The organism is Garicola koreensis (genome assembly GCF_014195445.1).
GTDB classification, from domain to species: domain Bacteria; phylum Actinomycetota; class Actinomycetes; order Actinomycetales; family Micrococcaceae; genus Nesterenkonia; species Nesterenkonia koreensis.
Map to the genome: position 1 here is coordinate 13,577 of NZ_JACIBT010000009.1, position 25,006 is coordinate 38,582.

The 25,006-nt window shown below is 65.7% G+C and carries 21 protein-coding genes; 5 read left to right on the top strand and 16 right to left on the bottom strand.

The genetic code is table 11. The features are described 5' to 3' along the window. Nucleotides 1-10: 10 nt before the first annotated feature. Complete coding sequence (dnaK, locus tag FHX47_RS08930) at nt 11-1,888, bottom strand: molecular chaperone DnaK (protein ID WP_183358591.1); 1,878 nt, start codon at nt 1,886-1,888, stop codon at nt 11-13. Between the two features lie 215 nt (nt 1,889-2,103). Then, the gene (locus FHX47_RS08935) at nt 2,104-2,517 is read right to left on the bottom strand and encodes an ASCH domain-containing protein (protein ID WP_343064354.1); all 414 of its coding nucleotides are present in this window, start codon (nt 2,515-2,517) and stop codon (nt 2,104-2,106) included. 146 nt (nt 2,518-2,663) lie between these two features. Between FHX47_RS08935 and FHX47_RS08940 the strand changes: the two genes are divergently transcribed. After that, entirely contained in the window at nt 2,664-2,840 is a 177-nt protein-coding gene (locus FHX47_RS08940; RefSeq protein WP_183358593.1) for a hypothetical protein, read from the top strand. A 46-nt stretch (nt 2,841-2,886) separates the two neighbouring features. Here FHX47_RS08940 and FHX47_RS08945 read toward each other — a convergent pair whose 3' ends face one another. After that, nucleotides 2,887-4,359, bottom strand: coding sequence for an NAD-dependent succinate-semialdehyde dehydrogenase (locus FHX47_RS08945; protein ID WP_183358594.1), 1,473 nt, complete (start codon nt 4,357-4,359; stop codon nt 2,887-2,889). Nucleotides 4,360-4,512: 153 nt separating this feature from the next. Between FHX47_RS08945 and FHX47_RS08950 the strand changes: the two genes are divergently transcribed. Continuing rightward, nucleotides 4,513-5,775 (top strand): aminotransferase class III-fold pyridoxal phosphate-dependent enzyme, encoded by a 1,263-nt coding sequence (locus FHX47_RS08950; RefSeq protein ID WP_183358595.1) that lies wholly within the window; start codon nt 4,513-4,515, stop codon nt 5,773-5,775. A gap of 125 nt (nt 5,776-5,900) precedes the next feature. On the opposite strand, the gene FHX47_RS08955 is transcribed toward FHX47_RS08950, so the two are convergent. The 4 genes from FHX47_RS08955 to FHX47_RS08970 form a co-directional block, all read right to left on the bottom strand. Then, nucleotides 5,901-6,062: a hypothetical protein gene (locus tag FHX47_RS08955; RefSeq protein WP_183358596.1), complete on the bottom strand. Its 162-nt coding sequence runs from the start codon at nt 6,060-6,062 to the stop codon at nt 5,901-5,903. Between the two features lie 142 nt (nt 6,063-6,204). Next, on the bottom strand, nt 6,205-6,996 hold the full coding sequence (locus FHX47_RS08960) for an SGNH/GDSL hydrolase family protein (protein ID WP_183358597.1): 792 nt from the start codon (nt 6,994-6,996) through the stop codon (nt 6,205-6,207). Nucleotides 6,997-7,114: 118 nt separating this feature from the next. Beyond that, nucleotides 7,115-8,242 (bottom strand): glutathione S-transferase family protein, encoded by a 1,128-nt coding sequence (locus tag FHX47_RS08965; protein ID WP_246328136.1) that lies wholly within the window; start codon nt 8,240-8,242, stop codon nt 7,115-7,117. A 55-nt stretch (nt 8,243-8,297) separates the two neighbouring features. After that, nucleotides 8,298-9,125 (bottom strand): NUDIX hydrolase, encoded by an 828-nt coding sequence (locus FHX47_RS08970; RefSeq protein ID WP_183358599.1) that lies wholly within the window; start codon nt 9,123-9,125, stop codon nt 8,298-8,300. A gap of 39 nt (nt 9,126-9,164) precedes the next feature. Between FHX47_RS08970 and FHX47_RS08975 the strand changes: the two genes are divergently transcribed. Continuing rightward, the gene (locus FHX47_RS08975; RefSeq protein WP_183358600.1) at nt 9,165-9,938 is read left to right on the top strand and encodes an MBL fold metallo-hydrolase; all 774 of its coding nucleotides are present in this window, start codon (nt 9,165-9,167) and stop codon (nt 9,936-9,938) included. A 39-nt stretch (nt 9,939-9,977) separates the two neighbouring features. Here the strand turns inward: FHX47_RS08975 and FHX47_RS08980 are convergent, their stop codons facing one another. Further along, a complete protein-coding gene (locus FHX47_RS08980) occupies nt 9,978-10,385 on the bottom strand; it encodes a hypothetical protein (protein ID WP_183358601.1) in 408 nt (135 codons plus the stop codon). 18 nt (nt 10,386-10,403) lie between these two features. Here FHX47_RS08980 and FHX47_RS08985 point away from each other — a divergent pair, with 18 nt between their 5' ends. Beyond that, nucleotides 10,404-11,249, top strand: a complete 846-nt coding sequence (locus FHX47_RS08985; RefSeq protein WP_183358602.1) for an SDR family NAD(P)-dependent oxidoreductase — start codon at nt 10,404-10,406, stop codon at nt 11,247-11,249. Here FHX47_RS08985 and FHX47_RS08990 read toward each other — a convergent pair. Both FHX47_RS08990 and FHX47_RS08995 read right to left on the bottom strand, forming a co-directional pair. Continuing rightward, entirely contained in the window at nt 11,230-12,087 is an 858-nt protein-coding gene (locus FHX47_RS08990) for an AMIN-like domain-containing (lipo)protein (protein ID WP_183358603.1), read from the bottom strand. The two genes, FHX47_RS08985 and FHX47_RS08990, sit on opposite strands and share 20 nt — an antisense overlap. Nucleotides 12,088-12,253: 166 nt before the next feature. Further along, the gene (locus FHX47_RS08995; protein ID WP_183358604.1) at nt 12,254-13,702 is read right to left on the bottom strand and encodes a mechanosensitive ion channel family protein; all 1,449 of its coding nucleotides are present in this window, start codon (nt 13,700-13,702) and stop codon (nt 12,254-12,256) included. 112 nt (nt 13,703-13,814) lie between these two features. Here FHX47_RS08995 and hisD point away from each other — a divergent pair, with 112 nt between their 5' ends. Further along, the gene (gene hisD / locus FHX47_RS09000) at nt 13,815-15,122 is read left to right on the top strand and encodes a histidinol dehydrogenase (RefSeq protein WP_183358605.1); all 1,308 of its coding nucleotides are present in this window, start codon (nt 13,815-13,817) and stop codon (nt 15,120-15,122) included. Between the two features lie 52 nt (nt 15,123-15,174). On the opposite strand, the gene FHX47_RS09005 is transcribed toward hisD, so the two are convergent. The 6 genes from FHX47_RS09005 to FHX47_RS09030 form a co-directional block, all read right to left on the bottom strand. Then, a complete protein-coding gene (locus FHX47_RS09005) occupies nt 15,175-18,564 on the bottom strand; it encodes an SH3 domain-containing protein (protein WP_183358606.1) in 3,390 nt (1,129 codons plus the stop codon). A 318-nt stretch (nt 18,565-18,882) separates the two neighbouring features. Continuing rightward, the gene (locus FHX47_RS09010; protein WP_246328137.1) at nt 18,883-20,535 is read right to left on the bottom strand and encodes an alanine/glycine:cation symporter family protein; all 1,653 of its coding nucleotides are present in this window, start codon (nt 20,533-20,535) and stop codon (nt 18,883-18,885) included. A 247-nt stretch (nt 20,536-20,782) separates the two neighbouring features. After that, complete coding sequence (gene gatB, locus FHX47_RS09015; protein ID WP_183358607.1) at nt 20,783-22,300, bottom strand: Asp-tRNA(Asn)/Glu-tRNA(Gln) amidotransferase subunit GatB; 1,518 nt, start codon at nt 22,298-22,300, stop codon at nt 20,783-20,785. Next, nucleotides 22,297-23,778, bottom strand: coding sequence for an Asp-tRNA(Asn)/Glu-tRNA(Gln) amidotransferase subunit GatA (gene gatA, locus FHX47_RS09020; RefSeq protein ID WP_221206312.1), 1,482 nt, complete (start codon nt 23,776-23,778; stop codon nt 22,297-22,299). The genes gatB and gatA overlap by 4 nt, the downstream gene beginning before the upstream one ends. A 38-nt stretch (nt 23,779-23,816) precedes the next feature. Further along, nucleotides 23,817-24,113: an Asp-tRNA(Asn)/Glu-tRNA(Gln) amidotransferase subunit GatC gene (gatC, locus tag FHX47_RS09025; RefSeq protein ID WP_183358609.1), complete on the bottom strand. Its 297-nt coding sequence runs from the start codon at nt 24,111-24,113 to the stop codon at nt 23,817-23,819. Nucleotides 24,114-24,193: 80 nt separating this feature from the next. Beyond that, nucleotides 24,194-24,976 carry a PP2C family protein-serine/threonine phosphatase gene (locus FHX47_RS09030; protein WP_343064355.1) on the bottom strand — a complete coding sequence of 261 codons (783 nt, stop codon included), beginning with the start codon at nt 24,974-24,976 and terminating at the stop codon, nt 24,194-24,196. Nucleotides 24,977-25,006 lie beyond the last annotated feature (30 nt).

A 25,006-nucleotide genomic window follows, 5' to 3' on the forward strand; every position in this document is an offset into this window, starting at 1 on the left:
CTAGGACTCCTTACTTCTTCTCAGCGCCGGATTCAGCATCCTCGTCCTCGTCCACCACTTCGGCGTCGACGATGTCCTCGTCCTCGGATCCGGCCTCACCGGCGGGTGCACCCTCGGCGCCTGCCCCGGAGTCACCGCCGGCGGCATAGAGGGCCTCGCCGATCTTGGCCTGGGACTCCTGCAGCTTGTCGTAGGCGGACTGAACCTCGTCGTCGTTGTCTGTGCCGTCCAGGGCCTTCTTCAGTGCGTCGACGTCGGCCTGAACCTCGGTCTTGACCTCCTCGGGGAGCTTCTCGTCGTTCTCCTTGAGGAGCTTGTCCACCGAGTAGGCAGTGGCCTCGGCCGCGTTGCGGCGCTCGGCGGCCTCGCGACGCTCCTTGTCCTCTTCGGCGTGCTTCTCCGCATCGGCGACCATGCGATCGATGTCTTCCTGCTCCAGGGAGGTACCGCCGGTGATGGTCATCGACTGCTCCTTATCGGTGCCCTTGTCCTTGGCGGAGACGTGGACGATGCCGTTGGCATCGATGTCGAAGGTGACCTCAATCTGCGGCATTCCGCGCGGTGCCGGGGCGATGCCGGTCAGCTCGAAGGTGCCCAGCGGCTTGTTGTCGCGAGTGAATTCGCGCTCGCCCTGGAAGACCTGGATGGCCACTGAAGGCTGGTTGTCCTCAGCAGTGGAGAACACCTCGGACTTCTTGGTGGGGATGGCGGAGTTGCGCTCGATGAGCTTGGTCATCACACCACCCTTGGTCTCGATGCCCAGGGTGAGCGGGGTGACGTCGATGAGCAGCACGTCCTTGCGCTCACCGGCGAGCACACCGGCCTGCAGTGCCGCACCGACGGCGACAACCTCATCGGGGTTGACCGACTTATTGGCGTCCTTGCCGGTAAGCTCCTTGACCAGGTTGGCCACAGCGGGCATCCGGGTGGAGCCGCCGACCAGGATCACGTGGTCGATGTCGGAGAGCTTGGCTCCGGCTTCGCTGATGACGTCGTGGAAGGGCTTCTTGGTCCGGTCCAGCAGGTCGGAGGTCATATCCTCAAACTTGGCGCGGGAGAGCGTCTCGTTGACGTGGACCGGGGCGCCGTCGTGCTGGGTGGCGTAGGGAATGTTGATGCTGGCGGTGGAGGTGCTGGAGAGCTCCTTCTTGGCCCGCTCAGCCTCTTCCTTCAGGCGGGGGACGGCGATCTTGTCCTTGGACAGGTCCACGCCCTCCTTCTGCTTGACCTGGTCGACCAGCCAGTCGATGATGCGCTGGTCCCAGTCGTCTCCGCCGAGGCGGTTGTCGCCGGCGGTGGCCCGGACCTGGATGGTGGAGAACTCGTCCTCGTCCTTGCCGACCTCCAGCAGGGAGACGTCGAAGGTGCCGCCGCCGAGGTCGAAGACCAGGATGAGCTCGTCCTCCTTGCCCTTCTCCAGGCCGTAGGCCAGAGCGGCTGCGGTGGGCTCGTTGACGATGCGCGAGACCTTCAGCCCGGCGATCTCGCCGGCCTCCTTGGTGGCCTGACGCTCAGCGTCGTTGAAGTATGCAGGCACAGTGATGACGGCCTCAGCCACGTCCTCGCCCAGGTACTCCTCGGCGTCGTGCTTGAGCTTCATCAGCGTCCGCGCCGAGATCTCCTGGGCGGTGTACTCCTTGCCGTCGATCTCGGTCTTCCAGTCGGTGCCCATGTGGCGCTTCACCGAAGAGATGGTGCGCTCGGGGTTGGACACGGCCTGACGGCGAGCAACCTCGCCGACCAGGACTTCCTCGGTCTTGGAGAAGGCGACCACCGAGGGAGTGGTGCGTGCGCCTTCGGCGTTTGCGATGACTGTGGGCTCGCCGCCTTCGAGGACGGTGACCACAGAGTTGGTGGTTCCGAGGTCAATGCCGACTGCACGGGACATGTAGGCTCCTTTCGCCAGTGTTTGCTGAAGTGTTGACACGCTTAGTTGAGCGATACCGACTCAAGTCTCTGCCTTGAGCTCAGCGGTGTCAAATTGAGTTGAGCCAACCACGCTCAACTTTGCGTTCGGCAGTCACAACGAAGATCCTGTCGCGTTCATTCCCGGCGGCAGCTGTGGGGTGTCGGAGGGCCTCAGCTGGCCACAGCTCCCCCATATTAGAGGCGCTCGATGACCCGGAAGCGTTCCAGCACCACAGGGGTGGCATCATTGACGGTGAAGTCAGGGATTTCAAGGGCCGTGCGCATTTGTCGGCTGTGGAAGAAGCGTTCGTGGTCGGCGCGCCACTCGGCCACGGTGCGGTGCCCCTCGCCTTCATCCCGGGCGTGGGTCAGGTCAACTTGTGCCAGGGCAACGATGCGTACATCGATGACCTCAAGGACCGCTGCAGACTCGTCCTGTGAGTCAACCAGCACAGACCGCTGACCGATCCGCGGCAGCGGCTCGTCTTCAAGCTCGTACTCCAGCTTAAGACTTGTGGTGCTCGTCTTCTCGCCACTGAGAATGGATCGCACCAGGCGGTCACGAAGTGGACCAGGAAAACCAAACTCTGCCCGAGCGAGGTCGGCCACACCGGCTGGCTCAGAGTCCTTCGGGATCATGACCCCAAAATTACCAAGGATAGTGACGCTGGCGTGACCGTGAAGGCGAAGCTCACCGACATCACCCCTTGGGAGGGCGTCTCCTCGAAAGAGGTGCTCGAGGACCCTCGGGGTCCGTGGTGATCGTTTCCCTCGACACCTCAGCTGCTTTCAAGCGCATTGCTGCAGAAGCCGAATCAGCCCAGCTGTGGGGACGATTCGACCGACTGGGCGACGAAGGGCATCAGTTCGTCTCATCATGGCTGCTGCGGGTGGACAGATGCGCTGAACGCGCGGGGCATGCGGACCGATGAGGCCGAAGCCTCACCGGTCCAACCCTCAACCGGTCCGGCCCTCAGCTCATACTCCGATACCGATGTACTTGGTCTCCAGGAACTCATCGATGCCGACGTTGCCGCCTTCACGACCCAGGCCGGATTCCTTCACGCCGCCGAAGGGCGCGGCCGGGTTGGAGACCACACCCTGGTTGATGCCGACCATGCCGGACTCCACGGCCTCAGCCACGCGCAGGGCGCGGTCGAGGCTCTCGGTGAAGACGTAGTTGACCAGGCCGAACTCTGTGGCGTTGACCCATTCGACGACCTCGTCCTCGGCGTCGAAGGGGGTCACCGGGGCCACGGGGCCGAAGATCTCCTCATCCCACATGCGAGCCTCGCGCGGCACATCGGTCAGCACTGTGGGCGGGTAGAAGTAGCCCTGTCCTTCGATCGGCTCACCGCCCACCAGCACCTTGGCTCCGGTACTCACTGCGTCATCGACCAGCTCCTGGACCTTGGACTGCTGATCCTGGTCAATCATCGGGCCGACCTTGACGCCCTCATCGACGCCGCGGCCGTAGGTCATCTCCCGCATCCGCTCGGTGAGCTTGGCAGAGAACTCCTCAGCCACGCTGCGCTGGACGAAGATGCGGTTGGCGGCCGTGCAGGCTTCGCCGGAGTTGCGCATCTTAGCCAGCATGGCACCCTCGACAGCCTTGTCCATGTCTGCGTCCTCGAACACCACCAGAGCCGCGTTGCCGCCCAGCTCCATGGAGGTGCGCATCACCTTGTCCGCGCACTGTTCCAGAAGCCGCTTGCCCACCGAGGTGGAACCGGTGAAGGAGAGCTTGCGGGCGCGACCGGAGCGGATCATCGGCTCCATCACCCGGCCTGAGGTGGAGGTTGTCACCACGTTGACCACCCCATCGGGGGCTCCGGCCTCCTTCAGGATCTGAGCCAGGGCCAACATGGACAGCGGGGTCAGCCCGGCCGGTTTGATCACGCTGGTGCACCCGGCCGCCAGGGCGGGGCCGATCTTACGGGTGCCCATGGCCAGCGGGAAGTTCCACGGTGTGATCAGAATGCTGGGACCCACCGGCTGCCGGGCCACCAGGAACCGGGCGTTGCCGGCCGGGGCGTGCTGATAGTTGCCGCTGATCCGGGTGGCCTCCTCAGCGAAGTGGCGGAAGAATTCGGCGGCGTACTTGACCTCGCCGTAGGACTCGGCGAGCGGCTTGCCCATCTCCAGGGTCATCACCAGCGCGAGATCGTCCTGGCGCTCATGCATCAGCTCGAAAGCCCTCATCAGGATGTCAGCCCGCTGCCGTGCCGGCATCTTGGCGAACTCGCTCTGCGCCTGCTCTGCGGCGGCCAGCGCATCCTGACCGTCCTCGACCGAGGCGTCAGCCACCTCGCACAGCACCTTGCCGGTGGAGGGATCCACCACCTCCATGGCTGCACCCCCGCTGCCGTCACGCCATTCGCCGCCGATAAAAAGCTTCTTGGGAGTTTCGGCGATCACACGGGTTTCCAGCTCTTGGTCAACAGTTCTCATGGGAGTCCTCCTAGACGGTGGAGACGGTCGTGCCTGCTTTCAAGCCATTATGCGCCGTCGTTCTCCAACACAGCTGAACATCGACGGCGCCTGCCCTCAGTGTGTAGCCTATACCCGCATGAAGATTGTCAACAATCCACCCAGGAGTGTTCCGTGGCGCAGCTTTCTCCGCATCTGAAACAAGCAACCCCCGTCGTGGCGACCCACGGTGAGGGCCTCTACCTCTATGACGAGGCCGGCAACCGACACTTGGACTTCACCGCCGGCATCGGCGTCACCAGCACCGGGCACAGTCACCCGAAAGTAGTCGCGGCCGCCCAGGAACAGGTCGGCAAACTCATCCACGGCCAATACACCACCATCATGCACCAGCCGCTGCAGGAGCTGACCCGGCGGCTCTCGGAGGTGCTGCCGGCCGGTTTGGAGTCGATGTTCTTCGCCAACTCCGGCTCTGAGGCCGCTGAGGCGGCCCTGCGCCTGGCGCGGCAGGCCACTGGTCGGCCGAATATTGTGGCCTTCCAGGGTGGATTCCACGGTCGCACCGTGGCCTCGGCCTCCATGACCACCTCCGGCACCAAGTTCAAGGCCGGGTTCAGCCCGCTGATGGGCGGCGTCGTCGTCTCCCCCTTCCCGAACACCGCGCACTACCGGCCCTACGGCTGGGACGAGGAGCAGGCGACCGACTTCGCCCTGCGGGAGCTGGACCTGGTGCTGCAGACCCAGTCGCACCCTGCCGACACTGCGGCCTTCATCGTGGAACCGGTGCTGGGCGAGGGCGGCTACGTGCCCGGCAACAGCCGGTTCTTCGCGGGGCTGCGCGATCGTGCCGAGAAGCACGGCATTCTGCTGATCGTCGACGAGGTGCAGACCGGCTGGGGCAGGACCGGAAAGTTCTGGGGCCAGGAGCACTTCGACCTCTCCGCAGACATCATGATGACCGCCAAGGGCATCGCCTCGGGCTTCCCCATCTCCGGCATCGCCGCTCGCCCCGAGATCATGGAGAAGGCCTGGGCTGGATCCCAGGGCGGCACCTACGGGGCCAACGCCGTGGCCTGCGCCGCAGCCCTGGCGACGATGGACGTGATCGCAGAGGAGAATCTGGTCGAGAACTCCGCCGCCCGCGGCGAGCAGCTGAAGTCACGGCTGAGCGAGGTGGCGACCAAGTACGACCAGATCGTCGAGGTGCGCGGACTGGGCCTGATGATCGGCAATGAGTTCAACGACGCCCAGGGCAACCCCGACGGCGCCACTGCCGCAGCAGTGCAACAGGAGGCGGCCAAGCGCGGACTGCTGCTGCTGACCTGTGGACCCTCGTCGGAGGTGGTGCGTTTCATTCCGGCCCTGGTAGTCAGTGAGCAGCAGGTTGAGGACGCCGTGGGCGTGTGGGAGGAGTCCCTGGCCGCCGTGCTGGGCTGAGCAGCCGACCAACGAATAGGGCGGGGTCCAGTGGTTGCGACTGGGCCCCGCCCTATTATGCGTGAACCGCTCGGCCGACCTCAGATCAGAGTGCTGGTGTCCGAACCGGCGGCTACCGCGCAGGTTCAGCTCGTGCCGCCCCGCTTGTCGTTGCTGCCAGAGTTGCCGGAGTCGCCGTTCTGGTCCTTGTCGTCCTTTTCTGCGAACTCGCCCAACTTGTCACTGGCCTGGCCGGCGGCATCCTTAGCTTTGTCCTTTGCCTCGTTGACCTTATCTCCCAATCCCATGGAACATCCCTTCAGTAGGTCTTCATGAACCGTATTGGAACCGTATGGATTATCTCCTTATGTGATTGGTCAAGAGTCATCCTGACCGTGGCGACAATATATACGCGCAACTTTGGTCCTGTGAACCCCTGACCGACCCTGGCTACCAGATGCGGCTGGTGAGCTTGGGATACTTCGGGCTGAGATCATCACCGGAGGAGGTCCGGGTCAGCCGCCGCTTCACCCAGGGGTAGAGGTAGTCCTTGGTCCACACCGCCTCGGCCAGAGCACGCTCCGGCAGCGATGAGATCGGCGGCTCATCCAGATCAGGCTCGTCGAGCTCATCGGTCTCACCGAGGACTCGGAGCACTTCCTTGGCCATGAACGTGTGACCCTCTATGCCTAGGTGCATCCGGTCCACGTCCCAGAACCGCCAGTCCTGGAAGTGCTTCATGTGCCAGAAATCGACCACCTCAAGGTCCAGGTCAGCCGCGACTTTGCGGACGAACTCGTTGTAGATGGCGGTGCGGCCGCGGGTCAGCCGGAACATCGGCGCTTTGCCGGAGTCGAAGCCGGTGAAGATCACCACCCGCGCACCTGTGGCCACCAACTTCTCCACAGCCCACCGGTAGCGCTCCATGATGCCGTCCAGGTTCACCACCGGACGCAGGATGTCGTTTCCCCCGGCATAGACCGTCACCAGCGTCGGCTCCAGCGCGATGGCGGCCTCAAGCTGTTCGTCTACGACCTGCTGCAGCTTCTTGCCGCGCACGGCCAGGTTGGCATAGCCCCAGGACTCATCGTTGGCGATGAGCTGCGCGGCGACACGATCGGCCCAACCGCGCACACCATTGGGGCTGGATGGGTCGATATCGCCGACTCCTTCGGTGAAGGAGTCACCCACGGCCACGTAACGCTTCTCGAACGGTCCGTCGAGTTCATCTGCTGCCGACATTCGTCCTCCTCGCGCGCAAGCTTTGCTCCCCCGCTACCCTACCCTCTGCGGGCCGGCCGATCCGAAGCGGCCGACCATCGGGCACCAGCCACCTTGGAGCACCTGCGGCAGCGCCTGCTCAGCGCCGGTAGAGCGGGTTGGCGCCGGGGGGCTTCTCCTCCTCAGCGACCGGTCCCGGCGCCGTGGCGGCACCAAAGGGTGAGCCGCCGAGCTTCTCGCGGCCGTGCTCGCCGAGCCAGCTGTCCAGCTCCGGGCCCACCGGCACGATCTGTGTGGGGTTCACGTCCTCGTGGACGACGTAGTAGTGGGCCTTGATTTGGTCGAAGTCGACAGTGTCGCCGAAGCCGGGGGTCTGGAACAGGTCCCGTGCGTAGTTCCACAGGTGGGGGAACTCGGAGAGCTTCTGCCGGTTGCACTTGAAGTGGCCGTGGTAGACCGCGTCGAAGCGCACCAGTGTGGTGAACAGCCGCACATCGGCCTCGGTGATGCGCTGCCCCATCAGGTAGCGCTGGTGGCCCAACCGCTCCTCGAGCCAGTCCATGGCGTCGAAGAGCCGGTGGTAGGCCTCCTCATACGCCTGCTGGGATCCGGCGAACCCGGCGCGGTAGACGCCGTTGTTGACTTCGGTGAAGATCCGTTTGATCACCGGCAGCATCTCCTCGACCTGCTCATCCGGGATCAGGTTCGGGGCGCCGTCGCGGTGGTGCGCCAGCCACTGGGTGGAGAAGTCGAAGGTCAGCTGCGGGTAGTTGTTGGTGACCACTGCTGCGCTGGGCACATCCACCAGCGCCGGCACGGTGATGCCGCGCGGGTAGTCGGGGAACCGAGCGAAGTAGTTCTCCTGCAGGCGTTCGGTGCCCAGAACCGGGTCGCGTCCGCCGGCACTGAGGTCGAAGGTCCAGGAGCGGACATCATGCACCGGTCCCGGCGTCGCCAGCGAAATGACGTCCTCCAACCCGAGAAGACGACGGATGATGATGCTGCGGTGCGCCCACGGGCAGGCGCGCGCGGCCACCAGCCGGTAGCGGCCCGGCTCCACCGGCCACGCTTCGGCGTCCTCGGTCAGCCCTTCGGCCCGCGGGTCTCCGATGGTGGAGGACTCCTCGGTGGCTGCGGCTCGCACCGCCTCCACATCGGCGACCACCCGGTCCTCGATGTAGTTGGTGTCCCGGCTGAACTCGCCACCGGTCACATAGGCGCCCTTGGTGGAGTGTTGGCCATCGGTGGTCTTCTGCGGCTCGCTCATGATTCGCTCACTTTCCATTCACCGGCTGCGCGCACGGGGAGAATTTCGGCTCAGCTCATCTGCCACCGTAGTCACTGGTGCCGCGTGCCGCCATCCACTCAGTGTGATCTTGGGCGTAGTCCGTGTGGCCCGGGAAGTCTGCGACGGTGCCGAATGACCCGTCGGAGACACGTGGTGTGATGGGTGTGCTCACGCTCTCAGCGGCAAGTGCCGAATCAACGGAGGCCACCCCCAGCAGCGAGCGGAACTGGGCCCACGTCGGCGGCATCAGCTGGTGGACCCCGGCCCGGAAGTCGGTCAGTGCCTCCTGCGCGGTGGTCCACCTGCTGGCGGCACCTTCGAAGGACAGCTCCCCCGGCGCCTGATGCTCGGGCATCGCTGCGAGGAAGAAGTACGTGTCGTAGCGGCGCGGGTGTCCGGCAGGGGTGATCCACCGTGACATGGGCCGCAGGGTCCCGACGTCGGGACGCAGCCGGTGCTGGCGAAGGAATGCGCCGAAGTCCAGGTCGTGCTCCTCGATCCGCTGCCGCGTATCGCCCGGCAGCGAGGCCAGCAGGCTCGCATCCGCCGGGGCGCCCTCGTCATCACGAGCCAGCAGGATGCCGGTCTCTTCGAAGGTTTCGCGGACCACACATGCCAGCAGCGTTGCGGCCTCCTGGGCCGGCAGGTCAAGCTGACGGCCCCAGGCTGTGAGGCTGATCCCCTGCCACAGGTCGGCCGGCAGGGAGTCGGCGGCATCGACGCGCCCGCCGGGGAACGCGGAGACCCCGGCGCTGAAGACCAGGGAATCGGCCCGTGTGATCGTGAAGACTTCAGGGGTCGAATCCGCTGCACCGGGGCGCAGCAGCAGGAGCGTGGCGGCTTGGGGAATCTGTTCGGTCATACCAGCATTCACTCTAGCCGTTCATCTACTGTAGAGGTCATGAGCACCACGACGCCGCTTCCTGCCCAGGTTCAGGTCATCACCTGCAACAACCCCTCGGCGATGACCCTGGAGGGCACCAACACCTACCTGGTGGGGGCGGAGGCCGCTGCCGAAGTCACCGTGGTGGACCCGGGCCCCGAGGATCACCCCGAACACCTGGAGGCGATCGTTGAGGCCGCCGGGGACCGTCGCATCGCAGAGATCCTGGTCACTCACCGCCACCGCGACCACGTCGGTGCTGCCGCGGCGCTGCGTCGGCGCACCGGGGCGCCGATCCGCGCCTTCGACCCTGAGCTGTGCGCAGCGGCGGAGCCTTTGGCCGAGGGGGAGCGTCTCAGTGCCGCAGGGGTCGACGTCGTCGTCGTGCATTCTCCGGGCCACACCTCAGATTCAGTGTGCTTCTGGCTGCCGCAGCAGCAGGCGATGATCACCGGGGACACCATCCTGGGCCGCGGCACCACCATGTTGGACTTCCCCGACGGGACTCTCACCGACTATCTGGCCACCTTGGAGAAGCTGGCCGAGTACGACACCGCGACCCTGCTGCCTGCCCACGGGCCGGCAGGTGCGGCGCTGCGGCCGGTGGCTCAGCAGTACCGTGCCCACCGTCTGGAGCGGCTGGAGCAGGTCAGCGGCCTGCTGGATGAGCACGGGGACCTCACCGCCGAAGAGGTGGGCCGGTTGGTCTACGGCGAGGACTCTGCAATCGATGCCCGGATACTGACCCTGATCGCCGCCGCCCAGTTGGATCATCTTCGCGCTGTGCGGTGAGAGAGCAGTGAGCGGGCGCCGTGCGGTGAGCTGCAGCGTTCAGAAGGGACGCTTGACGTAGGGCTGCTCGGTCCAGCGGATGCCGTCCACCCGGATCCCTTCGGCCTGCAGCTCATCGGTCAGGGACCCGGCCGCCCGGCCCAGCCGCTGGAAGGCATCCGGTGAAGCCACGCCCACCGGTCCGCCGGCGTAGAAGGTCACCCGCAGCACCTGCTGACCCCACGTGTCGGTGCCGAAGCTGTGGCTCACCGCCAGCTGCCCGTCGCTCACACCGGTCAGCGGCGCCCCGTCGATGGTGGCGCGGAAGTACTCCATGAAACCGGTGAGCTCCTCCAGACACTGCTCCACCGCTTCCAGGTCCGGTGCCGCAATCTCTGCGCTCAGCGGCGCCCACTCATCGGCACGAAGACGCACCGCACCCCAGTCGCTCAGCTTCTTCCAACGCATGACCTCTACGATATCCCTATGAGCTCACTCACTGCTTCCCCCACTGCTGTGATCACCGGTTCCACCGCGGGGTTGGGCGCGGCCTTCGCCGCTCAGCTGGCCGCCCAGGGGTACAACCTGGTGCTGGTGGCCCGCCGCGAAGCCCAGCTGGAGGCCCAGGCTGCCCGGCTGCAGGCCAAGCATGGGGTCCATGCCGAAGTCATCGTCGCAGACCTGACCACCGACGACGGTGTGGGCGCGGTCCAGGAGAGGCTGAGCGATCGGGCAAATCCCGTCCATCTGCTGGTCAACAATGCCGGCCATGGTCTGGCTGGCAGCTTCGTGGACCACGAGCTCGACCAGGAGCGCAATCTGCTGCGGCTTCACGTGCAGACCACTATGGAGCTGTGCCACACCGCGGCTCGGCAGATGGTCACTCAGCGCGGCGGGCGCATCATCAATGTGGCCTCGGTGGCGGGCTTTACGCCCACCGGCACCTATTCGGCCGCCAAGTCCTGGGTCATCAACTTCTCCAAGGGCCTGCACAATCAGCTCCATGACCAGGGAGTCACCGTCACGGCCCTGTGCCCGGGGCTGGTGCGCACCGAGTTTCACCAGCGCTCCGGGATCAGCATCAGGGGGCTCACCAAGTGGATGTGGTTAGAAGCCGACGACGTCGTCCGACAGGCCCTGACAGCCAACGCCCAGGGGGCTGCACTCTGTATCCCCTCACGCACCTACCAAGCCCTGACCGCCTCACTGAAGTTCGTTCCGGACTCGGTGGTGCAGTGGGCGGCCGAGCGGCGTATGGGGCATTCCGATCCGTCCTCGGCAGCTGAGGAGGCAGACTCTGGGGACCGGCGGATCAGTGCAGAACGTCGATGATCAGCCGCGGGCCGTCTTCGTGCTCCCACACTGAGACGCGGAAGTCACGCTCCTCATCAAGACCCACATAGTAGCTGGCCGTGCCGTGGTGCACGAAGGTGGTCGCCACATCCTGGAACACAGTGCCCTTCGGCTCGCTCAGAGTCGAAAGCTCCAGCTGTCCCTGCTCGCTTCCGGCGTTGCCGGGAACCAGCCCGACGGCGGAGACGTAGAGGATGGCCTCGCCGTCAAGCTCCAGCGGAAACCCTGAACCCGGCTCCACGGCCTCATCGACGTATTCGGCGTACCACCCCGGGGCACCGTCACCAGCATGCTCAAAGACGATGCGGTCATAGCCCTCATGCTGGCCGGCACGGACCTCTGTGAGCAGCAGCTCGTCGCCGTCCTCGGGGAATTCGGTGAGCATATCGGGAAATCCGGGGGACTGTTGTGACTCACTGCTGAACTCACTGGCGTCCAGCACCTCCGAGTCCTCATCCTGGGACCCTCCGCCCTGGGAGCCCCCGTTCGGCTCCGGCGCCTCGGTGGTGTCGTCCGTCTCAGCGGTCTCGCCCGTCTCGGCGGTCTCTGCGGCCTGGTCATCCGGCTGGTTCTGGGTCGTCTCGTCCTGGGCCGGCTGCGACTCGGACTCGGCGTTCTGACTCTCAGCGGTCTCTTCAGTGGGCTGATCCAGCGGAGGCGCCGGGGTCTCTTCAGGTGTGGGCTGCGAATCGTCGGTGCAGCCGGTCACTGCCACCAGCAGCAGCGCAGCTGCCGCCGCAGTTCTGGAGACCACTCGGCGCCGCCCACCCGGCAGGTGATGCCGGCGCGCGGCATCTCGAGCGGGGCGGATATCCATACTGAAAACCTCAGTGTCGGGGGAGATGTTTCAAACCTCAAAGACCTAGTGTCTCAAAAACCTAGGGTAATGTCCTGGCCCGAACACCCACGCCTGCTGGCCGCTCCGTGTCCACATCGCAATAAAGGTGTTGCCCTACTGTGATGTGCTCACTCTGGGTCTGTTCTCACTCTGGGTCCTCGTCCTGCCGCTGCCGGCGTTCCCGGTAGGCCTCCTCACCGGGGCCCTCGAACTCACGCGAGCGCTCCACAGCTGCTATTGAACCGGTGAACAGGCCCTCGGGGGAGGCGAATTCCGGTTCCTCGCCCTCACCGGAGCTGGTCGGCCCGGTGGCGGCTTCTGCGGGATCGACCGCGCCAAACTGCCCGGTGGCCACCGGAGCCGGCTGGCCGCCCAGGGCCTCCTCGTTGCTGAGCATCATGCGGTGGGTCATCACGGCGTAGGGGTGCTCAGCGCGCAGGTAGTTCACCAGGTCCTCACGGACCAGGCAGCGCAGCCCCCAGATGTCTCCGGCGTTGCGGGCCGAGAGCGTCACCCAGGCTTGGACGTAGCCGCCGGTGGCATGGACGACCTCAATGATACCCAGCTCTCCGTCCCAGAGGTCGGTGCTGTCCAGCAGCCGCTCGAGCCGGCCGCGCAGCTGATCCAGGGGAACCCGCCAGTCGACGTCGAGCTCCACAGTGCCCAGGATCTCGCTGCCCACACGCGTCCAGTTCTCAAAGGGTGTGGCCACGAAGTATGCGCTGGGGTAGACGAACCGGCGCAGGTCCCAGGATTTCACCACCACGTTGGAGAGGGTGATCTCTTCGACGTGGCCGTAGTTGCCCTCAATGATGATGACGTCGCCGACGCGGATGGCGTCGGTGAAGGCCAATTGGATGCCCGCGAAGACGTTGGACAGGGTGGACTGCATCGCCAGGCCGGCGACCACCGAGACCACACCGGCTGAGGCGAGCACCCCGGCGCCCAGCCCGCGGACGCTCTCGTTGAGCAGCAGCACCGCCGCCACTGCCAGCGTGATGATGATGGCAGCCAGCACTCTGCCGATGAGCGTGACTTGGGTCTTCACCCGTCGTCCCTGACGATCGTCAATGGCCTCGTCGCCCTCGCCGGTGTAGCGGGAGAGGATGACCGCTTCGACGATCTTCACCACACGCAGCGCCCACCAGGCCAGTGAGACGATGGTAGCGATGATCAGTGCCACATAGAGCGGACCCTGCCACCAGTAGATGGATGACACCGCGAAGCGCACACTCAGAGCGGAGCCGCCGAACAGGATCAGGAAGAACAGCGGCAGGCGGGTGCGCCGGATCGTTCGCTGCACCCGTGGTCTGCGGCGGAAGATCTGGGTCAGCACGGTGGAGGTGACCAACGTGAGCACCACTGCGAAGACGGCCGACACCCCAGCACCCAGCAGGAGCCCCATGTACGGGCCGGCCTCGGCGACCATCTCAGCGAACCCCTCCGGGACACGCTCCTCAATCTCAGTGGTGATCTCCTCCGTCGGATCAGAGGTCGAGGCGTCCTCTGCCGGCGCCGGCTCCTGTGCGGCAAGCGGATGCTCCAGCGTAGCTGCAGAGGCGGTCGGAGCTGCGGGGACGAGGGTAGCTGTCATGGCCACGATTCTGACATGATCGGTGCTGCCGCAACCAACTCAATGCCTGCAGTTCAGCCACGCGGAATATTCATGTGTCACGCCCCCTGCCCGAACAAGGAAGAATAGAGCTATGCTTTCTCTCACCGATCTCAGAGGCCGCGCCGCCGATCCCCGTGCGGTCCTTCCCCGGGCCGCCCAGGATGTTTCCGCCACAGTGGAGGCTGTCACCCCGATTCTGCAGCAGGTGCACCGCGACGGCGTGGGCGCGCTGATGCAGCTCAGCCAGAAGTTCGACGGCGTCCAGCCGCCCTCGCTGCGGGTCCCCGAAGACGTGATGGCACGAGCCCTCGAAGAGCTCGACGACGCAGTCCGCGCGGCCCTGGAAACGCTCATCTCCCGCGCCCGCGAAGTGCACACGGCTCAGCTTCCGGCGGCGTCGAAGGTCTCCCCCGGGCCACAGGCGCAGGTGTCCAACCGGTGGGTCGCAGTGGACCGGGTCGGCCTCTATGTTCCCGGGGGCCAGGCGGTGTACCCCAGCTCAGTGGTGATGAATGTGATTCCCGCCCAGGTCGCCGGAGTGCGCTCGCTGGCCATCGCCTCCCCGCCGCAGAAGGACTTCGGCGGCTGGCCGCACCCCACCATCCTTGCGGCAGCCCGGCTGCTGGGAGTCGATGAGGTGTACGCGGTCGGCGGGGCCCAGGCGGTGGGCATGTTCGCCTACGGGGCGCACGATGAGTCCGGTGACGTCGTCGTACCTGCGGTCAGTCTGATCACCGGGCCGGGTAACATCTTCGTGGCCACCGCCAAGCGTCAGGTTCAGGGCACAGTGGGAATAGACGCCGAGGCGGGCCCCACCGAGATTATGGTGCTGGCCGATGATACGGCTCAGGCGAATCTGGTGGCCGCAGATCTGATCTCTCAGGCCGAGCACGATGAGCTGGCGGCCGCAGTGCTGGTCACCGACTCGATGGACCTTGCCGAGCGGGTGATCTCGGAGGTGAGCACCCAAGGGTCAGCGACCCACCACGTCGAGCGGGTCAGAAACTCATTGAGCGGGGCTCAGTCAACGGTGCTGGTGGTGGACACGATGGAGAAGGCCTTGGAGATCGCCAATGCCTACGGTGCCGAGCACCTGGAGATCATGACCGCCGACGACGCCGTCATGGCCGAGCGGATCACCAACGCCGGCGCGGTGTTCATCGGCCCCTACTCCCCGGTCTCCCTGGGTGACTACTGCGCCGGTTCCAACCACGTGCTGCCCACCGGAGGTGCCAGCGCCTACTCCTCCGGGCTGAACGTCACCAGCTTCATGCGCTCCCAGCAGGTGATCCGCTACAGCCGCGCCGCGCTGGGCGAGGTGGCCGGGCATGTGCAGGCCTTGGCCGCCGCCGAGGGGCTGCCGGCCCACGGCGACGCGGTCAGCGCGCGCTTCGCCTGAGGCGCCGGCGGCGGCCCTGCGCTGCCACCGGTCCCCGGCAGTGAGCAACTGATCAGGCGGCGGTGATGAAGCGGGTGCTGACCCACCCGGTGAGCGTCTCGCCGTCATGGGTGAACTCCACCTGCAGCCAGCTTCCGCTGCGTTCGCCGGCGTCGAGCACCGCACCGCGCGGAATCTGGACCAGCCGGTCAGAGTCGACGCTGGGCGCTTCGCGCAGCGGCACCGAGTACCCGGCGGTCCACTGGCCCTCTGCGGCGAAGACGGAGGCCGATTGGGTGCCGCCGTGGACGTCGAAGTAGCTGTCGCCCCACCCGCCGGGGTCACCAGAGAGTCCCAGCCGTGAGGAGCAGGCCGGCCAGGCATTCCAGCCCTGCTGCTCCCACAGGGCGTGTGCCCGCTCAATCTGTTCCTGCTTGGACGCGTCACTGGGGAGGCCAGATCCGCCGACCCACTGCCAGGACTGCGTGGAGAACTGCACCCCACCGTAGTAGCCGTTGCCGGTGTTGATCGACCAGTTTCCGCCCGACTCACACTGAGCCAGCCGGTCCCAGACCGCGCTGTAGGGCCCGTGGGGGCTTTGGGCGTGCTGCCCGGAGCTCGGTCCGGTGCGGCCACTGGAGCTGCCCGAACCGGAGGAGTTCGATCCGGAGGAATTCGAACTGGAGGACCCGCTGCCGGATGAAGCCGGCGAGGACCCTGACGATGACTCCGACGAGGACGAGTCAGAGGATGAGGCGTCCGAGCTGCTGGAGCCCGATTCACCGGACCCTGATTCACCGGATCCCCCATCGTCTGCCGCAGATGCGCCGGCTGCTGAGTCAGTGCCGCCACCGGAGACGTCCAGGAAGTCGCGCCAGATCCAGCCGGTGCTCCCATCGGTGCGCACCTGGTACCAGCCGCCCTGTTGGTCGAGAACATCTACGCTCACACCGCGGTGGACCACCTGCGACACGTCGTGGTCCAACCCCGCACCGGAGCGCATATTGACCCCTGAGATGACCTCCGCGCTCCAGGATGAGGACTGCGACGACTCGGAGGAGGTCGACGTGGAGTCTGAGGCCGACGAGGAGCTCTCCTCAGCGGAACTGGAGTCAGCAGAGGAGCCCGACGTCGAATCCGACGATCCGCTCGATGAGTCGGAGCTTGCCGATCCGTTGGACGAGTTGGAAGACGACGAGGACGACGACGCCCCAGCATCCGCCGCGTCCGAACTGGACGATGAGCTCGACGTCGACGCTGAAGCCGGCAGGTCCAGAAACTCGTGCCAGATCCAGCCGGTGCTGCTTCCGGCGCGCACCTGGTACCAGCCCCCGCTGCGGTCCAGCACATCGACCTCAGTATTGGGGGCCACAGTGCGCTGCACCGCGTGGCTCATCCCCGCACCGGAGCGCATGTTGACCCCCTCGGTGGTTCTCACAGCATCCGAGTCCGACGCCGAAGCACCGGTGGCGGTGGCGGCCGGATCCGAGGAGCCCGAATCTGAGGAGTCCGAATCCGGAGCATCTGAACCCGGAGCGCCCGAGGATCTGTCGGAACTGGAGGACCCGGATCCCTCGGTGCTGGAGGAGACCTCGTTGCTGGAGGATTCTGGTGCGTTATCAGCAGGCGCTGCGTCGGCGTCCTGCTGGGTGCCGCGCAGATGATCCGCATACATCCACAGGGTGCTGCCGTCACGCTCGAAGCTCGCCCACTCGCCGCTGCGACCGGTGATCTGAACACCGGTGCCGGGGTTCAGCACCGTGACCACTGGCTGGTCCGTCCCCGCGCCGCTGCGCGCGTTGAGGTACACCCCGTCTACTGTGTGGGTGGCGGTGGGAGCCTGCGATGGGTCGTCATCGGATGTGTCCGACGCGGTCGAAGAGCTGCTCTGCTCCGAGGCCTCCGATGCGCCGCCTTCAGACCCGGAGCTCTCTGAGCCAGCGCTGTCGGATGCGGGGCTGCCAGAAGCTGAGCTGCCAGAACCCGCCTTATCAGAACCAGCGCTGCCGGATTCGGAGCTGCCAGCGGCGGAACTGTCAGGGGTTGAGCTCTCCGCAGCTGAGTTGTCAGAATCAGCGCTGGAGGAGTCTGCCGATGACCCGTCGGAGAGGTAGGAGCCGTGCGACCACCCCTGCTGACCATTGGACCGCCGGATCTGTACCCAATCTCCGTCAGTGGAGACGACGCTGACGCGCTCACCGGCCGGCATTCCTCCGACCACCCCATGTGCGGTTGCCGGGCCGCTGCGCACGTTCAGCGCAGTGGTGACCTCATGCGTCTGCGTGCCAGAGTCTGCCGCTGGCTGCGAGGCGTCGGCATCGCTGGCTGACGATGTCTGCGAGGAGCTCTCTGATTCGTCGGCAGGCTCCAGGTAGGCGCCGTGGGACCAGACCTGCTCACCGCGGCGGGTGAACTGCACCCAGTCACCGGAGGTGGCGGTCACGGTGATCAGTTCGTCGGTGGGCATCCCCTGGCGGATGGCGTGGTTCGTGCCGGGGCCGCTGCGGGCGTAGAGCGGCTCGGTGACGCGGTGCTGCCCCGCTGAGCTGGACCCTGCCGGTGTCGGTCCGGAGGAGTCGGCAGAGGTCCCTGCCGGAGCGTCCGGGGTGAGGTGGCCGTGCCGCACCCATCCTGTTTGGTCACCGGCGGTGACGCGCACGAAACCGTCGGCGGCGTCTCCGGGCGCTGAGGTCAGTTCTGCTCCGCGGTCCAGCTGCGCCAGCATCTCAGCATTCGGGCTGGCTGAGGCCAGCAGCTTCGTGCTCTGCGCGGCGTAGTAGTCGCAGCTGGATGGTTTGTCGCGCTGTTGGACGCGCTGAGCATTGTTCTGCAGGTCCACGCCGCGCTCAGCGAGCCACGCTGTGGGGTCCAGCGCGGTGCCGGTGTGCCAGCCGCCCCGCCAGATCTCCAGATGCAGGTGCGGTGTCACGGTGGGCCCGGAGTCACCGACGACGCCGACCGTGTCGCCGGCACTGACGGAGTCACCGACGCTGACGTGGGACTCAGCGTCCCACACGTGCAGATAGCCGGAGTGGTAGACCTGACCGCCGATGTTGTGGCGCACCACGATGAAGCCGGCCCGGCTGGCAGTCCCATCGACGGTGCGCACCACGGTGCCGTCACTGATCGCGGTGATGGGCGTTCCTTCAGCAGTCACGAGATCCTGTCCCTGGTGATTGGCAAAGGCTCCCTGCACAGACATGCAGCGCGGCCCCGTGCCGGTGGAGAAGGTGTAGCTCTGCTCAGCCAGCGGGTCAGCGAAAGTGCCCGCAGTGCTGCCGGTGCTGATGCTCACCCCGGAGGCCAGGCCTGCTGCCGGTGCGGTGTGGCCGGAACCGGTCAGCGGCTGCGGGAGGCCATTGGTGATGGGGGCATCAGCCGCGTGGGCGGCGGCGACTGAAGCTGGCAGCGTCAGGCCGACGGCGAGCGTGCCGACGACCGCCGACGAGAGTTTCTTCGGCACAGGTCTTTTCCTCACTGGTCGTGGTGCAGTAACGACTCCATAGCGGCTGGCCGGCAGCTCCTGGCGCGATGGGAATGGGAAGCCGCGGAGCCGTGGCAAGCCTGAGGTCACTGTAGTCAGGCGCTCAGGGTTGGCTACAGTGCGTGTTTCGACCTGTAGTTGAAGGACAGTGGTGCCGCTCTGTGCTGAGACCCAGGCGCGGCGGACAGAGAAGAGAGCCCCTCGGCCGGCCGATTGGCCTGTCGAGGGGCTCTCTTCTTCCCGCTCCGGTCAGCTCAGCGCTGACTGGTCATTCAGGGCTGACTGGTCATGAAACGACTATGCCTTGTACCCCACAGTCTCGGTGGACTCCTTCTGCGGCACATGGACCATGTCCTCAGGACCGGGGATGTACTCCGGGTCCTCCATCAGACGGCCGGCCCGGCGGTCGGCGATGTACTGCTGCATCTCCTTCTTCACCACCGGAGCCAGGATGCACAGGCCGATGACGTTGATGAAGATGCACAGGAACAGCGCGGCGTCGGCGAAGTCGATGATGTTGGCGAAGGTGACCACGCAGCCGATGACGATCATCACGCACACAATGAGCCGGAACGTCATGTCTCCGGCCATCGACTTGCCGAACAGGTAGCGCCACGCCTCCAGGCCGTAGTAGGCCCAGGTGATCAGCGTGGAGAAGGCGAACATGGCCACGCAGATGGCCAGCACCACCGAGAAGCCCGGAATGAAGGAGTCGAAGGCGTTGGAGGTCAGGCCCACTGGGTTCTCGTGACCCACCCCGATGGAGGCCTCGAAGTCGGCCGGCCACGCGAAGATGATCACCAGAGCGGTCATGGTGCAGACCACCACGGTGTCGATGAAGGGCTCCAGTGCGGCAACGAATCCTTCGGAGACCGGACGGCGGGTCTTCACCGCGGAGTGGGCGATCGGGGCTGAGCCGATGCCGGCCTCATTGGAGAAGGCCGCGCGCTGCACGCCGATGATGATCACCCCGAGGACGCCGCCGCTGATTCCTTCGGGGCTGAAGGCTCCGGAGATGATCTGACCGACGGCCTCACCGAGGTTTCCGATGTTGGCGAGGATGACGATGAGCGCACCCAGCACGTAGATGCCGGCCATAATCGGAATCAGTTTGCTGGTGACCGCACCGATGGATTTGATGCCGCCGATGATGACCAGCGCCACCAGGCCGGCAAAGATGATGCCGAAGAGGAAGGCGAACCATGTGGCATCCAGGAAGTCGAAGGTGGAACCGCCGGTCTGGGCATCGATCGTTTCGCCGGCTGAGGTGATGGCGCCGTATGTCTGGTTGGCCTGGAACATGCCGCCGCCGATGACACCGAAGAGCATGATCGAGATGGCGAACACGCCGGTGATGATGGCCACCGGGACCTTGCCCAGCCGGTGGAAGGCCACCGGAAGGTATTTGAACGGGCCGCCGTGGACGTTACCATCGGCGTCGATGGTGCGGTAGCGGACTCCCAGTGTGCACTCAACGAACTTGGTGCACATACCGAAGAGACCGGCCAGGACCATCCAGAAGGTGGCACCGGGTCCGCCGAGGGAGACCGCGGCAGCCACACCGGCAATATTGCCCAGCCCCACAGTGGCCGACAGTGCTGAAGTCAGCGCCTGGAAGTGAGAAATCTCTCCTGGATCGTCGTCACGGGAGTACTTGCCGCGGATGACTTCCAGCGAGGTCTTGAATCCGGTGAACTGGACGCCCTTGAAATAGATGGTGAATGAGATGGCGGCGACCACAGCCCACAGCACCACCAGCGGACCGTCCCACAGTGTGGCCTCTTCCGGAAATGGCGCGCCCAGGGGAACGGTGACTTCAGTGCCGAAGATGAGATTGACGAAGAATCCGGTGGCGTTGCCGAAGACTTCATCAATCGTGTCGGCGACCTGCTGAAGGCCGGAGACTTGCTCCTCGGCCCCCATGGCCGCAATATGTCCCAGTGGATTCATCGTGCTGATCCCCCTCAGGTGGGTGCAGTGATAGGTGACGCTGGTCTAGCAACAATTGTCTGTAGGCTGGTTCAGCTCCTCGACTAACTGCAAGGAAAATGTAGCAACCTTCGGACAGATGAGGGAATATTGCCAGATTCTTGAGCGTGTCGCAAGTCACATTGGAGCGGACATGACGACGCCGCCCCCTCCAAGCGTTCGGAGAGGACGGCGTCGCGGGAAGCTCAGGGTGAAGTGAGGGGTGGAACTAGGGGGTCATGCCCAGCTTCTCCAGCACGATCTCCTTGACCTTGGCCGCATCAGCCTGACCCTGGGTCTCTTTCATCACTGGGCCGATGAGGGCGCCGATGGCCTTGAGCTTTCCGCCCTGGACCTTCTCAACGACGTCGGGGTTCTCCGCCATGGCCTTCTCCACCGCCGCGGTGAGCGCACCGTCGTCGGAGACGACCTCCAAACCGCGTACGGTGACGATGTGGCTCGGGGCTCCCTCCCCCGCCAGGTGATGCTCCAGGACTTGGCGGGCGATCTTGTCGTTGATCCGCCCCTGCTCCACCAGCTGGTTCAGCTCCACGACGGTGGCCGGCTGCACATCAAGGGCGGCAGGGTCAGCATCACGAGTCTTGGCCAGCCGTGAGATCTCGCCCATCCACCATTTGCGCGCCGCTGCAGGGGCTGCGCCATGGGCCACTGTCTCCTCAATCTGGTCGATCAGGCCGGCGGCGACGACGTCGCGGAACTCCGCCTCGGAGAACCCCCAGGCTTCGCGGAGCCTGCGACGGCGTTCGGCCGGCGGCTCCGGCAGCTGCGCGCGCAGCTGCTCGACCCAGTCTGCGGTGACGCTGATCGGCACCAGGTCCGGTTCGGGGAAGTAGCGGTAGTCGTCGGCGTCGGACTTCGGGCGTCCGGAGCTGGTGGTCCGGGAGTCCTCCTTCCAGTGGCGAGTCTCCTGGACCACACTGCCGCCTGCGGAGAGCACCCCGGCATGCCGGCGGATCTCGTAGTGCACCGCGTGTTCGACCGCGCGCAGCGAATTGACGTTCTTGGTCTCTGAGCGGGTGCCGAAGGTGGCAGATCCTTTGGGCATCAGGGACACGTTGGCATCGCAGCGCACGTTGCCGCGCTCCATGCGGGCCTCAGAGATGTTCAGACCCTTCACGATGTCGCGCACTGCAGTCGCATAGGCCCTGGCGAGCTCCGGGGCGCGGGCTCCAGCACCGGTGATGGGTTTGGTCACAATCTCGATCAGCGGCACGCCTGCACGGTTGTAGTCGACCAGCGAGTACTCCGATCCCTGGATGCGTCCGGTGCCACCGGCGTGGGTGAGCTTTCCGGCGTCCTCCTCCATGTGGGCGCGCTCGATCTCGATACGGAAGACTTCGCCGTCGTCGAGCTCGACGTCGAGGTGCCCGTCGAAGGCGATCGGTTCGTCGTACTGACTGGTCTGCCAGTTCTTGGGGGTGTCGGGATAGAAGTACTGTTTGCGCGCGAACCGGCAGAAGGATGCGATCTGGCAGTTCAGCGCCAGGCCCAGCTTGATGGCCGACTCCACGGCCGCACCGTTGAGCACCGGCAGGGCGCCCGGCATCCCCAGGTCCACCTCGTTGACGTTGGTGTTGGGATCATCGCCGAAGGCGTTGGGTGCGGAGGAGAACATTTTGGTCGCGGTGTTCAGCTCCACGTGGATCTCAAAGCCCATCACCGGCTCATAGGTCTCCAGCGCGGCCTCAAAGCTCAGCGGCGCCGCGTCTGTGGTGCTCTGGCTCATTTGGCTACCTCCATGTCTGGAACCTGCGCCCACACGGGCGTACCGGCATCGTCGTTGAGCAGCTTCTCCAAGGCCCGTCCCGCGTGGTACACCTCGGCATCCCCGCGCGCCGGGGCGAGGAACTGGACGCCCACCGGCAGACCCTCGGCGAGTCCGCCGGGCACGGAGATGGCCGGGATTCCGGCTAGGTTGGCGGGGATGGTGGCGATGTCGTTGAGGTACATGGCCATCGGATCCTGAAGCTTCTCCCCCAGCGGGAACGCCACGGTGGGCGAGGTGGGCGAGATCAGCACATCGGCGGAGGCGAAGGCGGCCTCGAAGTCGCGCTGAATGAGCGTTCGGATCTTCTGGGCCGAACCGTAGTACGCGTCGTAGTAGCCGGCCGAGAGCGCGTAGGTGCCCAGGATGATGCGGCGCTTGACTTCCTCGCCGAACCCGGCGGCCCGGGTCGCCCCCATAACTCGTTCGATGGTCACCGGCGGCTGGTCCGGAAGCACGCGCTGACCGTAGCGGACCCCGTCGAACCGGGCCATATTGCTGGAGGCCTCCGAGGACATGATCAGGTAGTAGGCGCCCAAAGCGTACTCGAAGCTGGGGCAGTCCACCTCGACGATCTGCGCCCCGGCTGAGCGCAGCAGCTCAAGCGACTCCTGGAAGCGGGCGAGCACAGCGTCCTGGTAGCCGGTGCCCTGCAGCTGCTTGATGACCCCGATCCGCATTCCGGCCACCTCGTGGTTGCCGGCAGCTGTGCCGAACCCCGGCACTGGCTCAGGAAGCGATGTGGAGTCCTTGGGATCGTGGCCTGCGATCAGTTCGTGCAGCAGTGCCGCGTCCTCCACGGTTCGGGCCGCCGGACCGATCTGGTCCAACGAGGAAGCCATCGCGATCGCGCCGTAGCGGGAGACGCTGCCGTAGGTGGGCTTGGTGCCGACGGTGCCGGTGACCGCTGCGGGCTGCCGGATGGAGCCGCCGGTGTCGGTGCCCAGCGCCAGGGGGGCTTCGAAGGCCGCCACGGCAGCTGCCGAGCCGCCCCCGGAGCCGCCGGGTATCCGGGAGGTGTCCCACGGGTTGCGGGTGGGTCCGTAGGCAGAGTGTTCTGTGGAGGAGCCCATGGCGAACTCGTCCAGGTTCGTCTTGCCCAGGATCGGCAGCTTCGCCTGCCGGATCTTGGTGACCACAGTGGCGTCGTAGGGGCTCATCCAACCTTCGAGCATCTTCGAGCCGCTGGTGGTCGGCTGCCCACGGGTGACGATGAGGTCCTTGACGGCGACCGGGACTCCGGCCAAGGGATGAAGCGCATCGGCCTGGGCACCGCCTGCCGCCCGCAGCCTGTCCACCTCGGCGGCGGTTTCCAGTGCTTCGTCGGCGTTGACGTGCAGGAATGCGTTGATCTCGCCGTCCACTGCGGCTATCCGGTCCAGGTGAGCCTGGGTGAGCTCGACGGAGGAGATTTCGCCTGCGGCCAGCTTGGCGGCCATCTGGGCGGCTGTCAGTGTGATCAGGTCAGACACGGTGATCACTCCCCGTCCATGATGGCAGGAACCTTGAATCGTCCGTCCTGGGCATCGGGGGCATTGGCCAGGGACTCTTCGGCGGTGAAGACGTGCCCGACCTCGTCGCGGCGGAACACGTTGCGCAGCTCCACCGGGTGGGAAGTGGCCGGCACCTCATCTGCGGCAGCCTCCTGCACGGACTTCACCGAGTCGACGATGACGCCGAGCTCCCCGGTCATCTTGTCCAGCTCCTCATCGGTCATGGCGATGTGGGCAAGTGCGGACAGATGCTCCACATCGGCGCGCGAGATCTCAGGCATGCATCTCCCTTTAATGTTGGTTGGGCGGTTCTCTGTGGGCCAGTTTACTGGCCGCGGCTCGGCCCCGAAGGACCGGAATCTCAGGAGGTGACGTCAACCAGGATGACGGTCACATTATCGCGGCCGCCGTGGCGCAGCGCCTGGTGGATGAGCCAGTCCACGGTGTCCTGCGCGTTGTGGCCGGCGTTGAGGATGTGGGCGATCTGCTCGTCGGTGAGCTCCCCGGTCAGCCCGTCGGAGCAGACCAGCAGCCGCTGGCCGGAGGCGACTGTGGCCGTGCTGAAGTCTGCGTCCCACATGTCTCCGGCGCCCAGCGCCCGGGTGATGACGTTGCGCTGCGGGTGGTTCTCCACCTCATCGGCAGTGATCATGTCTGAATCCAGCAGCTCCTGCACCTGCGAATGGTCGCGGGTGAGGCGGATGAGGGCACCATCGTTGAGCAGGTAGGTGCGCGAGTCGCCGATGTTGAACACCAGCCACTGCCACTGGCCGGTGCCTCCCGCATCGGCGTCGGCAGTGCCACCGTGACCGGGAACCACCACCGCACCGGTCAGCGTCGTGCCGGCCTTGGAGTCGGTGGCTGCGCGGATGCGGGCGTCGGCGTCGTCGAGGAACTGTTGGATCTCTCCCTGGCCGACTTTGCCGCCGGCGGCCTCCCAGCCTTCGGCCAGCGCCTGAACGGCGACTGAGGATGCCACCTCACCAGCCTCGTGGCCTCCCATACCGTCGGCGACGGCGAAGAGCGTATCGGTGACCACATAGGAGTCTTCGTTCAGTTCCCGGCGCAGCCCCACGTGAGAGCCGTAGCCGTAGTCGGCGTAGGGCTCCGGGGTGGTCTCGGGGCTGTCGGCGCTCAAAGTCACGCACCCATCTTGTCATGAATCGCGACAGAT